The organism is Micromonospora sp. NPDC005161 (assembly GCF_053599855.1).
In genome coordinates this window covers 68,632-81,554 of the sequence record NZ_JBSFYQ010000016.1, presented here as the reverse complement: position 1 = coordinate 81,554, position 12,923 = coordinate 68,632, and the positions used below count along the sequence as shown (strand labels likewise).

The following is a 12,923-nucleotide window of genomic DNA, read 5'->3' as shown; positions in this document are numbered from 1 at the left end:
TCACGACCCATCGACCCGTTTGTCGGCACGCGCCGAGATGTAAGGAAGGGCACCTTTCCGTTCCTGTCACAGGGGCGAGGCAGAATCGCATCTGTGCTGGTGGCGGTGGTGGCGGATGAGCGGGGTGGGGGAGAGCTGCGCCCGCTGGACGCCGCCGGCCAACCCACCGGTCCGACCGAGGTCGTCACCGACCTGGCCGCGGCGGTGGCGGCGCGGGAGGCCGCCGAGCGTCCGCGCTGGGTCTGGCCGACCGCCGGCGCGGTCTATCCGGCGTTGCTGCGGGCCGGGGTGCGCGTCGAGCGTTGCCATGACGTGGAGCTGACCGAGGCTCTGCTGCTCGGCCACGCCGGCCGCTGGGGTGAGCCGCGTTCGTTCGCCGCCGCCTGGGCCCGGCTCAGCGGTGCGCCGGTGCCACCCGACCCGCCGCCGCGCCCGGCCGCGCCGCCGGGGCACGGGCAGGGGGCGCTCTTCGACGCGCTGCCCGGCCCGCCGGGCCCGGGGGTCGACGCCCTGACCCGGGTGTACGCCGACCAGGTCGCCCGGGTCGCCGTCACCGAGCATCCGGGTCGGTTCCGGCTGCTGGTGGCCGCCGAGTCGGCCGGCGCGCTGATCGCGGTGGAGATGGGTGTCGTCGGGCTGCCGTGGCGGGCCGAGGTGCACGATGCGATCCTCGCCGAGCTGCTCGGTGAGCCGTCACCGGTCGGCGGCCCGCCGCGCCGGCTGGCCGAGCTGGCCGCCCGGATCGCCGACGCGTTCGGCGTCCGCCAGCTGCACGCCGACTCCCCGGCGGAGCTGCTGAAGGCGTTCGCCCGGGTTGGGGTGGAGCTGCCCAACACCCGGGCCTGGGTGCTGCGCGGGGTGGACCATCCGGCGGTGCCGCTGGTGCTGGAATACAAGGAGCTCTACCGGATCTGGACGGCGCACGGCTGGTCCTGGCGCGAGCAGTGGGTTCGCGACGGGCGGTTCCAGTCGGAGTACGTCCCGGGCGGGGTGGTCTCGGGCCGCTGGGCCACCCGGGGCGGTGGCGCGTTGCAGATCCCGAAGGTGATCCGCCGGGCGGTGGTGGCCGACCCGGGCCGGCGGTTGGTGGTGGCCGACGCCGGCCAGTTGGAGCCCCGGGTGCTGGCGGCGGTGTCCGGTGACGTCCGGTTGGCGGAGGCGGGTGGGGCCGGTGACCTGTACGCCGCCCTCGCCCGGGACGCCTTCGCCGGTGATCGGGCCCGGGCAAAGGTGGCCCTGCTCGGCGCGATGTACGGGCAGACCGGCGGGGCGGCGGTGCCCGCGCTGGCGGTGCTGAAGCGCAGCTACCCGACGGCGTTCGGCTACGTCGAGGCGGCGGCGCGCACGGGTGAGGCGGGCGGGCTGGTGCGCTCGTGGCTGGGGCGCACCTGCCCGCCCGGCTCGGCCGGGTTCGGCGACCCGGACGGGGCGACCGACCCCGATGGCGTGGCCGACCCGCAGAGTCCCCGGGCCCGCGCCGCCCGGTCGCGGGGGCGCTTCACCCGCAACTTCGTCATCCAGGCCACCGCCGCGGAGTGGGCCTCGACGCTGCTGGCCACGCTGCGCACCGAGCTTGCCGGCACCGACGCCGAGTTGGTCTTCTTTCAGCACGACGAGGTGGTCGTGCACTGTCCGGCGGCACAGGCCGAGGCGGTGGCGGAGGCGGTCGGGCGCAGCGGTGAGCGGGCCACCGCGCTGCTGTTCGGTGACACTCCGGTGCGATTTCCGCTGGATCTGTCCATCGTCGACTGCTACGCCGACGCGGCATAGCGGACGATTTTCCTATTTGCCCCGCTACCCGAGGCCTGCCGCACTCGTTGCATCCGGTGTCCGTAGGACGGGACGGACCGGGTGCCGCCGTGCCCGGTCCGCTCCACGGTGGAGGGGGCCCAGCTGAACCGGATCGCAGGAATGATCATCGCCGCGGGCGGGGGGCGCCGCATCGGTGGTCCCGAGGCGCTGCTGCACCAGGGGGAGAAGCCCCTGGTCAACCAGATGATCGACACGATGACCGAGGCGGGCTGCGAGCAGATCGTGGTCGTACTGGGTGCCGCCGCCGACCAGGTCCGGGAAACCGCCGACCTGGACAGGGCCACGGTGGTCATCAACAAAGCGTGGGGCACCGGGGTCGGCTCGTCCATCCGCGCCGGCCTGGCCGCCATGGAGGACGAGGGAATCGAGGCAGTGGTGGTGGTCCCGGTCGACATGCCGGGCCTGACCGCCGCCGCTGTCCGGCGAGTGGCCGCACTGCCGTACCCGGACGTGCTGGTCTGCGCCACCTACGACGGGCTGCGCGGCTACCCGATGCTCTTCGGTCGCCGGCACTGGCCCGGCATCGCCACGCTGGCCAGCGCCGACGTGGGCGCCCGACCGTACCTGCTGGCGCACAAGGACCAGATCGTCGACATCGGGTGCGACTCGGTGGCCGACGGCAGCCGGGTCGACACCCCGGAGCTGATGGCGCTCTACGGCCTGACCGTCCCGCCGCAGCGGGTCGGGGTCTAGGGGGTCGGTGACCGGCAGGTCACCGCGCCACTCTGGCCGCGCTGTCGTACGCCGCCGCCCGTGCGACCACCTCGGGGGTCGCGCGGGAGGGGTGGCCGCTGTCGAACGGCGGTTGTGGGTCGTACTCCATCCAGAGCTGGACGGCCTCCGCGGTCGTCCGGTCGGTGAGGAGTTCGACGAGTCTCAGCCCCATGTCGATGCCACTGGACATTCCGGCGGCCGTGATGATGTGTGCGTCCGGTTCCTCGACGATCCGCTGGTCTGCCGGTTCGGCGCCGAAGCGGATCAGCTCCTGCGCCGCGAGGTAGTGGCTGGTGCTCCGTCGTCCCCGCAGCAGGCCGGCGGCCCCCAGGAGGATCGAGCCGGAGCACACGGACGTCGTCCACGTCGTCGTGTCGTGGATCCGCCTGATCCAGGCCGGCAGAGGCCCGGTGAGAGCCGGAATGGTCCCCGGCCCGCCCGGGACGATGAGAACGTCGGTCGCTTCGACGTCGTCAAGCGCGGACTCGGCCACGAGGGAGATCATCCCGCAGTCGTCCCGGACGGGACCGGGGCGTTCGGCGACCAGGACCACGTCAATGCCCGGGGTGAGGGCCAGTGGCTGGTAGACGCCGATGGCGTCCAACGCGGTGAAACGCTCGTAGAGCGGAATGACGACATGGGTCATCGGAGGTCCTTCCGGTCGGGAGGGATGAGCAAGGTGTCCGCGGTCAGAGGGTCGAGAAGCGCGCGCGAAATGCGCCCGGGGTCGTGCCGAGTCGTTCACCGAACACGCGTCGGAGCGACTCGGCGGATCCGAGTCCCGCCTTGGCCGCCACCGTGTCGAGGCCGAGGTCGGACTGCACCAGCAGGCGTTTGGCGGTCTCCAGGCGAAGCTCGGTGAGGTAACGACCGACGGTGAGGCCCGTCTCACGTGCGAACAGGCGCTGGAAGTGCCGGGGCGACATGGCGAACTGCGCGGCAAGGTCGTCGACCTGGTGTGTCGCGGCCGGATCGGCGTCGATGGCCCGTTGGGCGGCGGCTATCCGCTTCTCGGTGGCGCGTTCCAACCACACCGGGCCGGAGAGCTGGGCCTGGTGTCCGGGGCGGTGCAGAAACATCACGAGCCAGCGGGCGATTTCCTGGGCGACTCGTGCTCCGTGATCGGCGGCCACGACGGCCAGTGCCAGGTCGATTCCTGATGTGACCCCACCGGAGGTCCACACCGGGCCGTCGTGCACGTAGAGGGCGTCGTGGTCGACGGTGACGTCGGGAAACCGCCGACCGAGGTCCCGGGACACGGACCAGTGGGTGGCCACCCTGCGACCACTGAGCAACCCGGCCCGCGCGCACAGGAACGCCCCGGAGCAGACGGACAACAACCGCGTGGGGCGGCATGCTGCCAACCAGGCGACGAGATCGGCGTGCGCATCCTCGGCCGCCGCCGTGCGGCCACCGGGCACGACGAGGGTGCCGGCCCGGACCGGTTCTCCGAGCGCGTCGGCCGCCAGGACGAGGCCGCTCTCGGACGCCACCTCGGCCTCCGCGCCCACCAGCCTCAGGTCGTATGCGGGACGCCCTCCGCGTGCCGCCCGGTGCCGATTCGCCCCCGCCAGGACCTCCCACGGACCGGTGACATCGAGGGACTGCACGCCCGGAAAGGCGACGACGGTGACGGGCTCGGCCATGGTCCCAGTCTGCAGGCGGGACCACCGTGGCGCCATGACGTCATACCCACGGATAGTGACACCTCGGCCGTGGTCAGTCCGCCGGCTGGTCCGGCGTCCCGGTCTCGACCAGACGCCGGTACCAGTGCGCGCTGTCCTTCCAGGTGCGCTCCTGGGTGTCGTAGTCGACCCGGATGATCCCGAACCGCCGGTCGTAGCCGTAGCCCCACTCGAAGTTGTCCAGCAGCGACCAGACGAAGTAGCCCCGAACGTCGGCGCCCTGCTCGCGGGCATCCGCCACGGCGGCGATGTGCCGGCGCAGGTAGTCGACGCGCCGCTCGTCGTGCACCGTGCCGTCGGCCGACACGACGTCGTCGAACGCCGCGCCGTTCTCGGTGATCATTAAGGGCTGACCGGGGTACTCGTGGCGCAGCCGCAGCAGCAGCCCGGTCAGCGCGGCGGGGTCGATGTTCCAGCCCATCGCCGTGTACGGGCCGGGCTGAGGCAGGAAGTCGACGTCGTCGGAGCCGACCCACGGTGAGTGCGCCGAAGCGCCGTGACCGTCGGCGTCCGAGCGGGCCGAGTGCCCGTCCCAGGCCCGGACCAGGGTGCTGGAGTAGTAGTTGACGCCGAGCATGTCCAGCGGGACGGCGGCCACCTTCTCGTCGCCGTCGCGGACGAACGACCAGTCGGTGACGCTCGCCGTGTCGGCCAGCAGGTCCGCCGGGTACGCCCCGCCGAGCATCGGCCCGAGGAACGACCGGTTGGCCAGCGCGTCGATGCGCCGCACCGCGTCGGCGTCCGCCGGCGAGTCCGACTCCGGCCGGATCACGTGCAGGTTCAGCGTCACCGAGAGCTCGGCCGCCGGCGCCAGCTCGCGGACCACCCGCCCGGCCAGGCCGTGCGCCAGGTTGAGGTGGTGCACCGCGGCCAGCGCCGCCGCCGGTTCGGTGCGCCCCGGCGCGTGCACGCCGGAGGCGTAGCCCAGGTACGCCGAGCACCACGGCTCGTTCAGCGTGGTCCAGGTGTGCACCCGGTCGCCGAGCGCGGCGACGACGCCGGCGGCGTACTCCTCGAAGCGCAGCGCGGTCTCCCGCACCGGCCATCCGCCGGCGTCCTCCAGCTCCTGCGGCAGGTCCCAGTGGTACATCGTGGCGACCGGGCGAACGCCGCGCTCCAGCAGCCCGTCCACCAGCCGGGAGTAGAAGTCCAGGCCGGCCTGGTTGAAGCGGCCGGAGCCACCCGGCTGCACGCGCGGCCACGAGATGGAGAACCGGTACGCGCCCAGGCCCAGTTCGGCGATGTGGTCCAGGTCCTGCTGCCAGCGGTGGTAGTGGTCGGCGGCCACGTCGCCGGTGTCGCCGTTGAAGGTCCGGCCGGGAGTGTGGCTGTAGGTGTCCCAGATGGACGGCCCGCGCCCGTCCTCGGTGGCCGCGCCCTCGATCTGGTACGCCGCCGTGGCCGAGCCCCAGACGAAGCTCTCCGGGAAGGTACGTGACATCATCGCGCCGCCACCTCCGTGCCGGCCACCACGCAGTGGTACGCCGACGAGGCGCCCGCCACCAGCTCGGCGGTGGCCACCCCGTCGTGGAAGCTCACCTCGAACTCCGCGCCGGGCCCGCCCCCGGGCGCCGGTATGCGTACCCGTTGGCGTTGCCCCTCGGCCGGTGTGTAGAGCCGCAGTTGCACGCCGTCGGCCCAGTCGTAGTCGGGCCGGTCCGAGCGCGCCCCGAACGGGATGATCGCACCCGGCCGGGCGAGCACCGGCACGCTGTCGAACTCGTGCTTCTCGGTGACCCACGCCGGCCCGGTGAGCTGCGCGCCGGTCACCAGGTGCGTCCAGGTGCCGGCGGGCACGTAGAAGGTGACCTCCCCGTCGGCGCTGAGCACGGGCGCGACCAGCACGTCGGAGCCGAGCATGTACTGCCGGTCCAGGTGCGCGGCGCTCGGGTCGTCCGGGAACTCCAGGATCATCGGCCGCATCATCGGGATGCCGTCGCGGTGCGCCTCCTGCGCCGCGGCCGCCAGGTACGGCATCAGGCTGAGCTTGAGCCGGGTGAAGTGCCGCAGCACGTCGACGGCCTCGTCGTCGTACGCCCACGGCACCCGGTACGAGCCGGAGCCGTGCAGCCGGGAGTGCGAGGACAGCAGCCCGAAGGCGATCCACCGCTTGAACACGGCCGGGTCTGGGGTGCCCTCGAAGCCGCCGATGTCGTGGCTCCAGTAGCCGAAGCCGGACGCCGCCAGGGACAGCCCGCCGCGCAGCGACTCGGCCATCGCCACGAACGTCGACTCGCAGTCGCCGCCCCAGTGCACCGGGAACTGCTGCCCCCCGGTGGTGGCCGAGCGGGCGAACAGCACCGCCTCACCCTCCCCACGCTCGGCCTCCAGCAGCTCGAAGACCGCCTTGTTGTAGAGGTACGAGTAGTAGTTGTGCATCCGCTGCGGGTCCGAGCCGTCGTGCCACACCACGTCGGTCGGGATGCGCTCACCGAAGTCGGTCTTGAAGCAGTCGACGCCCATGTCCAGCAGCACCTTGAGCTTGCCGGTGAACCAGCGGACCGCGTCCGGGTTGGTGAAGTCGACCAGCGCCATGCCGGCCTGCCACTTGTCCCACTGCCAGACCGACCCGTCCGGGTTGCGCACCAGGTAGCCGGCCTGCCGGCCCTCCTCGAACAGGTACGAACGCTGCGCGATGTACGGGTTGATCCAGACGCACACCTTCAGGTCACGCTCGTGCAGCCGGCGCAGCATCCCCTCCGGGTCCGGGAAGGTCGCCGGGTCCCAGACGAAGTCGACCCAGTGGAACTGGCGCATCCAGAAGCAGTCGAAGTGGAACACCGACAGCGGCAGGTCCCGCTCGGCCATCCCGTCGACGAACTCCGTCACCGTCTTCTCGTCGTACGAGGTGGTGAACGACGTGGACAGCCACAGCCCGTACGACCAGGCCGGGACCCGGGCCGGACGGCCGGTCAGCGCGGTGTAGCGGCGCAGCACGTCCTTCGGGGTGGGCCCGTCGATGACGTAGTAGGTGAGCGACTGCCCCTCGACGCTGAACTGGGCCTGCGTGACGACCTCCGAGCCGACCTCGAACGACACATGCTCGGGGTGGTCCACGAACACCCCGTAGCCGGCGCTGCTGAGGTAGAACGGCACGTTCTTGTACGCCTGCTCGCTGGCGGTGCCCCCGTCGGCGTTCCAGATGTCCACGGTCTGGCCGTTCTTCACGAACGGGCCGAACCGCTCGCCCAGCCCGTACACCGTCTCGCCGACGCCGAGGGCGAGCCGTTCGTGCACGTGCCGGCGGCCCTCGCCGTCGGTGACGACGCCGACGCTGCGCCCGGTGGACGCGGTGACCAGCCGGTCGCCGTGCAGGAAGTCGACCCGCCACCCGTCGATGAGCGCGACCCGGGCGGTCAACTCGCCGGTGGTCAGCGACGCGCTGATCCCGGTGATGTCGACGGTCACCGGATGCTCGTCGTCGGTGGCCAGCCCGAAGTGGGGCTCGCGGGGCAGACCGCCGCTGTGGTGGCCGATGGTCACGCCGACGACACCCGGGGCGGGGGAGAAGAACCGGACGGTGACCACGGGCCGGTTGAGGGTGTCGCCGCGCCCGGTGATCTGGCCGGCCGGCGCGAAGACGGTGAAGCCGCGCTCGTCCGGCTCGACCGATTCCACTGTGCCGGGGCGCAGCACGCTGACGCCGGGGCGCAGTTGCCAGTACCCGTCGGTGAACTTCACTTCTCGGCTCCTGCCGTGATGCCGCGCGCCAGAGTGCGCTGGAAGATGAGGAAGAAGAGGATGGCCGGCACCAGGCTGATCAGCGAGCCGGCGTTGGTGGTCGGGGCGTCCATCAGGCGGTCGCCCTGCAACGACGCGAGCGCGACCGGAATGGTCTGCGTCTGGTTGTCGATCAGCATGACCAGCGGGATCAGGAACTCGTTCCAGGTCCAGATGAAGAAGAAGATGAGCAGCACCGCGAGGGTGGGCCGCAGGTTGGGAAAGACCACCCGCCACAGCACCGTCCACTTGCCGGCCCCGTCCAGCGAGGCGGCCTCCAGCAGCGAGCGCGGGAACGTGCTCAGCACCGAGGCGAGCAGGTAGGTGCCGAACGCGCTCTGGATCACGGTGAAGATGATGATCACCGAGAGTCGGGTGTTGTAGAGGCCGATCTCCTTTGCCACGTAGTAGAGCGGGTAGATCAGCGCCTCCTGCGGCAGCATGTTGGCCAGCAGGAAGAGCCCGACGATCCAGAGCCGGCCGCGGACCCGGCCGATGCCCAGGGCGTACGCGTTGAGCAGCGAGACGACGACGCCGAGCACCGCCACCGAACCGGCGATGAGCGCCGAGTTCCACAGCTTCAGCGGGAAGTTCACCGTGGTCCAGTACGTCCGCAGACCCTTGGTGTAGAACTCCGTCGGCCAGCTCAGCGGACCACCGTTGGAGTAGTCACCGGGCGACTTGAACGCGTTGAGCAGCATGAACGCGAACGGCACCAGCATGGCGAGCGCGGCGATCGTGACCACGGCGAGCACCACCCAGCGGGCGGTGCCGCGGCGGTGCCGGTCGCGGCCCGGACGGGTCTGGCGTGGTGCCACCAGCACCGAGCCCTCGGCCGGGATGGGCGTTACGGCCATCTCAGAACCCCCGATCCCGGCGCTCGCTGCGGGCCTGCATCCAGATGAAGACCACGGCCACCACGATGATGATCAGTGTGAGCACCGTGGAGATCGCGGAGCCGTAGCCGACCTGGAGCTTCTTGAAGAACGTGTAGTACGCGAAGTAGGACGGCACGTTGGTGGCGTTCTCCGGGCCGCCCCGGGTCAGGGCGAAGATCGGCCCGAACACCTTCAACGCCGCGATGGTGCAGGTCAGGGCCACCACGAAGGTCTCCGGCCGGATCTGCGGAAGAGTGATCGCCCGGAACCGGTGGGCCCAGTTCGCGCCGTCGACCTCGGCCGCCTCGTACAGCTCCGGGTCGACCCGTTGCAGCGCCGCCATGAAGACGACCACCGGGTAGCCGATCTGCACCCAGATCATCACCGCCATCACGGCGGGCAGCGCGGTGTCCGGGTCGCCGAGCCAGTCGTGCCGGAGCGCGCCGAGACCCACCGCGTCGAGGAGGCTGTTGAACGCGCCGTCGGGGCGCAGGATCCAGCCCCAGACGATGCCGGCCACCACGACGGGCAGCACCTGCGGGAGGTAGAACGCGGCCCGCAGCGCGGCGGCGGTGCGCGGCCGGAACCGCCGGCCGATGACGTCGAAGAGCACCGAGGCGAGCACCAGCCCGAGCAGGGTCGGCACCACCACCATCGCGACGAGCATCGCGACGGTGTTCCGGAACGACGCCCAGAACACCTCGTCGTGCAGCAACTGCTGGTAGTTGTCCAGGCCGACCCAGGTGGGGTCGCCCACCCCGGACCACTTGGTCAGCGACAGGTAGCCGGTGCCGACCAGCGGTGCGCCGATGACCAGGATGAAGAGCACCGCTCCGGGGAGCAGATAGAGCCCGTACGCCGCGTTGCGGCCGCGACGTCCGCGGCCTGGTGGGGGCTGGGTCGGGGTCGCCGGCGGGTGCGGGGCGGCGACGGTCTCGGAGACTGCCATCGAAGATCCTTCCCGGTGGAGCGGGCGGGCGCTCCGGTCGTGCCGGTCACGCCCGCCGCTCGCCGTGTCACTTGCCGGTGATCTCCTTGACGCCGTCGGCGTACGGCCCGGCGATCGAGTCGAGGACCTGGTCGGGCGACTTGGAGCCGTTGATCAGGCCCTGGAAGCCGGAGACCAGCACGTCGTAGTAGCCGGGAACCGGCCAGTCCGGGTAGAAGGCCAGGCCGTCCTGCTTGCTGACCGTGTTGAAGTCCTCGATCAACTTCCGGTCCTTGGGGTCGCTGATCTTCGCCGGGTCACCGGCCACCGGGACGCCACCGTTGTTGCCGATCAGGTCCTGGATCTCCGGACGCAGGGTGATGTCGATGAAGTCGTACGCCAGGCCCTTGGCCTTGCTGGATTCCGGGACCACCCAGAGGTTGCCGGACGAGCCGGCGTGCAGGGTGTTGCCGGGGAAGAGGAAGGTGTCCCAGTTGGCCTTCATCTCGGCCTTGAACCGGCCGTACCACCAGCTACCGGAGACGATCATGGGGGTTTTGCCGCCGATGAACGCGGTGCCCATGTCCTCGGCCTTCAGGCTCGCCGAGTTCTTCGCGACGTAACCCTTCCGCACCCAGTCGGCGAAGGTGTCCGCGCCGTACTTCAGCGGGTCGGCCTTGAAGTCCACCGGGTTCTTGTAGAGCTGGTAGTTGTCGACGAACTGCCGGTCCGCCTTGGCCAGCGCCAGCTGGTAGAAGAGCTGACCGGCCGGGTACTCGGCGCCGGCCATGCCCAGCGGGGCGACGCCCTTGCCGACAAAGGTGTCCATCGCGGCGGTCATCTCCGCCATGCTGGTCGGCACCTTCACGCCGTACCTGTCGAAGAGGTCCTTGTTGTAGTAGACCGTGACGTACTCGCCGTAGTTCGGCACGCCGAACCAGTTGCCCGAGCCCATCACGCCCTTGTCGCTGTAGCGGGCGGTGGTCTGCAGGCTGGGGCTGAGCTTGCCGGCCCAGCCGCGCTTGTCGACCTCGGCGCTCAGGTCGGTGAGCAGGCCCTGGGAGGAGAGCAGGCCGGCGGTCGCGTTGCCCTTGTTGTACTCCATGATGTCCGGGCCTTCGGACGAGTTGATGATCATCCCGGCGTTCTGCTGGATCTGCTCGAACGCCTTGCGCTCGAAGCGCACCTCGACGCCCGGGTGCTCGGCCTTGAAGATCTCGATCGCCCGGTCCCAGGCGACCCCCATGGCACTGTTGGCGCTCTCGTAGTGCCAGAGCTTGAGGGTCTTGGCCCCGCTGTCGTCCCCGCTGTCACCACCGCCGCACGCGGCCACGGTGGTCGTCGCGGTCGCCGCCAGGGCGATCGCGGCGACGATCCGGCGGAATCGCTGCATTGCTATCCTCCTCGTTGAGTATCTAGCCGGTACTTCACTGGGCCCGTCGTCGCGTTGCCGCGCGGCGGCGGGCCGTTTTCGCTGGTCAGCCCCCGCCGATCGGCGACCGCCGAGGTGCGTCCGGTGCGGGCCGTCGTGGCACGGCGGTCGATCCCCGGATCTCCAACGCGCATGGCAGCAGTTGCTGGTGGCGCCCGTCGCCGGGACCGTCCAGGTGGCGCAGCAGCGCCTCGATCGCGATCCGCCCCAGGGCCGAGCCGGGCGAGGTCATCGCGGTCAGCGCCGGGGTGGCCAGCTTGGCGACCTGCGGCGAGGTGACCATCGAGACGACCGAGACGTCGTCGGGCACCGAGAGGCCCCGACCGGTCAGCTCGCCGAGGATGCCGAAGATCGCGGTCTCGTTCATGGCCAGAACGGCGGTCAGCTCCGGAGCCTGCGCGAACGCGGCGGCCAGAGCCGCCCGCCCACCGGCGGCGCTGTCCTCGGCCGGGATCATCAACGGTTCCAGGCCGTGGCCGGTCATCGCCGCGACGAAGGCGTCCCGGGTGCGCAAGGCTGGGCCGTAGCCGCTGGCCAGGGTGGCGGCCGAGTGGTTGACGTAGACGATGCTCCGATGGCCCAGGCCGACCAGGTGGGCGACGGCCTCCCGCACGGTCTGCTCGAAGTCGATGTCGACATAGGAGAGCCCGCTGGTGTCGCCGGTGCGGCCGATCAACACCAGCGGGACGCCGGCGTCCCGCAGGACGGTGACCCGCTCGTCGGCGAGCTGCACCTCCATCAGCACGACCCCGTCGAGCATCCGCTGGCTGGCCAGCCGCCGCAGGTCGTCGAGGTCGCCGCCGCCGACGGGGGAGAGCACCAGGTGGTAGCCGGCCGCGCTGGCCGCGGCGGCGGCGCCGGTGACGAAGGCCGTCTCGGTCGCGCCCAGGCCACGCTCGTCCATCGGCATCAGCAGACCGAGGATCCGGCTGCGCCGGCTGGCCAGGCCACGGGCCATCGCGTTGGGCTGGTAGTCGAGTTCGGCCATCGCCGCAAGCACCTTGTCCCGGGTGGCCTGGGAGATCGGTCGGGTGCCGGTGAGCACGTACGACACGGTGCTGACCGAGACCCGAGCGAGGCGGGCGACGTCGTGCATGGTGGCCACCGCGCACCTCCTCCGGCCCGGCGTGGGATCGCTCCCGAATGATCGTCGAAGCGTTTCGACGAAGCGTTTCGACAGACGCTAGGCCACCTGTTACGGCGACGTCAATACCCGATGTCGAAAAGACGCCGCTGCCCCGCGGGCCGTCCTCGGCAGCCCGCACCTGGCCCGCCGCGTGCCCTGCACCTGGCCCGCTAGCCGGGCCCGTCGCCGCGCGTCCCGCGTCCTGCCCGGCGTCCTGCGGCGTCCTGTGCCCGGCGGCCTTGTAGCTTCGGCCCCGGCCCCCGGCTTCGGCCCCGGCCCCCGGCTTCAGCCCCGGCCCCCGGCTTCAGCCCCGGCCCCCGGCTTCGGCCCCGGCCCCCGGCTTCGGCCCCGGCCCCGGCCAACGGGTGGTCTGTGGCCGCCTTTGCTCTGCTTCACTCCACGCAACACCTGCCGTCCGGTATCCGGACAGTGGGTGTTGCGGTCGTTGAAGCAGAGCAAAGGCAACGGAGGGACCCCGGCCGGCCCGCCGGATCGCGCAACATCCCGAGGGATCCAGCACAATCCTGGGAGCTGGGAGCTGGGAGCTGGGAGCTGGGAGCTGGGAGCTGGGAGCTGGGAGCTGGGAGCTGGGAGCTGGGAGCTGGGAGCTGGGAGCTGGGAGCTGGGA

10 protein-coding genes are annotated in these 12,923 nt (G+C 71.3%); 2 read left to right on the top strand and 8 right to left on the bottom strand.

What is annotated here, in order from left to right:
• Positions 1 to 63 precede the first annotated feature (63 nt).
• A complete protein-coding gene (locus ACWD5O_RS17605; protein ID WP_450085984.1) occupies positions 64 to 1,770 on the top strand; it encodes a bifunctional 3'-5' exonuclease/DNA polymerase in 1,707 nt (568 codons plus the stop codon).
• 141 nt (positions 1,771 to 1,911) lie between these two features.
• Positions 1,912 to 2,505, top strand: coding sequence for a nucleotidyltransferase family protein (locus tag ACWD5O_RS17600; RefSeq protein WP_450085943.1), 594 nt, complete (start codon positions 1,912 to 1,914; stop codon positions 2,503 to 2,505).
• A gap of 19 nt (positions 2,506 to 2,524) precedes the next feature.
• On the opposite strand, the gene ACWD5O_RS17595 is transcribed toward ACWD5O_RS17600, so the two are convergent.
• The 8 genes from ACWD5O_RS17595 to ACWD5O_RS17560 all read right to left on the bottom strand — a co-directional run bounded on the left by ACWD5O_RS17595 (position 2,525) and on the right by ACWD5O_RS17560 (position 12,265).
• Positions 2,525 to 3,172 (bottom strand): DJ-1/PfpI family protein, encoded by a 648-nt coding sequence (locus ACWD5O_RS17595; protein ID WP_450085942.1) that lies wholly within the window; start codon positions 3,170 to 3,172, stop codon positions 2,525 to 2,527.
• Positions 3,173 to 3,215: 43 nt separating this feature from the next.
• On the bottom strand, positions 3,216 to 4,172 hold the full coding sequence (locus tag ACWD5O_RS17590; protein ID WP_450085941.1) for a GlxA family transcriptional regulator: 957 nt from the start codon (positions 4,170 to 4,172) through the stop codon (positions 3,216 to 3,218).
• A gap of 73 nt (positions 4,173 to 4,245) precedes the next feature.
• Positions 4,246 to 5,655 (bottom strand): GH1 family beta-glucosidase, encoded by a 1,410-nt coding sequence (locus ACWD5O_RS17585; RefSeq protein WP_450085940.1) that lies wholly within the window; start codon positions 5,653 to 5,655, stop codon positions 4,246 to 4,248.
• On the bottom strand, positions 5,652 to 7,892 hold the full coding sequence (gene yicI / locus ACWD5O_RS17580) for an alpha-xylosidase (protein ID WP_450085939.1): 2,241 nt from the start codon (positions 7,890 to 7,892) through the stop codon (positions 5,652 to 5,654). Before yicI ends, ACWD5O_RS17585 begins: the two co-directional genes overlap by 4 nt.
• Positions 7,889 to 8,788 carry a carbohydrate ABC transporter permease gene (locus ACWD5O_RS17575; protein ID WP_450085938.1) on the bottom strand — a complete coding sequence of 300 codons (900 nt, stop codon included), beginning with the start codon at positions 8,786 to 8,788 and terminating at the stop codon, positions 7,889 to 7,891. The genes yicI and ACWD5O_RS17575 overlap by 4 nt, the downstream gene beginning before the upstream one ends.
• 1 nt (position 8,789) lies before the next feature.
• Positions 8,790 to 9,758 (bottom strand): carbohydrate ABC transporter permease, encoded by a 969-nt coding sequence (locus ACWD5O_RS17570; RefSeq protein ID WP_450085937.1) that lies wholly within the window; start codon positions 9,756 to 9,758, stop codon positions 8,790 to 8,792.
• 67 nt (positions 9,759 to 9,825) lie between these two features.
• Positions 9,826 to 11,130: an ABC transporter substrate-binding protein gene (locus ACWD5O_RS17565; protein ID WP_450085936.1), complete on the bottom strand. Its 1,305-nt coding sequence runs from the start codon at positions 11,128 to 11,130 to the stop codon at positions 9,826 to 9,828.
• Positions 11,131 to 11,215: 85 nt separating this feature from the next.
• Positions 11,216 to 12,265 carry a LacI family DNA-binding transcriptional regulator gene (locus ACWD5O_RS17560; RefSeq protein ID WP_450085983.1) on the bottom strand — a complete coding sequence of 350 codons (1,050 nt, stop codon included), beginning with the start codon at positions 12,263 to 12,265 and terminating at the stop codon, positions 11,216 to 11,218.
• Between the last annotated feature and the right edge of the window lie 658 nt (positions 12,266 to 12,923).

Excerpts from the sequence above, each read along its gene's own strand:
- ACWD5O_RS17565 (WP_450085936.1), bottom strand. The coding sequence starts at position 11,130 with ATGCAGCGATTCCGCCGGATCGTCGCCGCGATCGCCCTGGCGGCGACC.
- ACWD5O_RS17600 (WP_450085943.1), top strand. The coding sequence starts at position 1,912 with ATGATCATCGCCGCGGGCGGGGGGCGCCGCATCGGTGGTCCCGAGGCG.
- ACWD5O_RS17560 (WP_450085983.1), bottom strand. The coding sequence starts at position 12,265 with ATGCACGACGTCGCCCGCCTCGCTCGGGTCTCGGTCAGCACCGTGTCG.
- ACWD5O_RS17575 (WP_450085938.1), bottom strand. The coding sequence starts at position 8,788 with ATGGCCGTAACGCCCATCCCGGCCGAGGGCTCGGTGCTGGTGGCACCA.
- ACWD5O_RS17585 (WP_450085940.1), bottom strand. The coding sequence starts at position 5,655 with ATGATGTCACGTACCTTCCCGGAGAGCTTCGTCTGGGGCTCGGCCACG.
- ACWD5O_RS17595 (WP_450085942.1), bottom strand. The coding sequence starts at position 3,172 with ATGACCCATGTCGTCATTCCGCTCTACGAGCGTTTCACCGCGTTGGAC.
- ACWD5O_RS17590 (WP_450085941.1), bottom strand. The coding sequence starts at position 4,172 with ATGGCCGAGCCCGTCACCGTCGTCGCCTTTCCGGGCGTGCAGTCCCTC.
- ACWD5O_RS17570 (WP_450085937.1), bottom strand. The coding sequence starts at position 9,758 with ATGGCAGTCTCCGAGACCGTCGCCGCCCCGCACCCGCCGGCGACCCCG.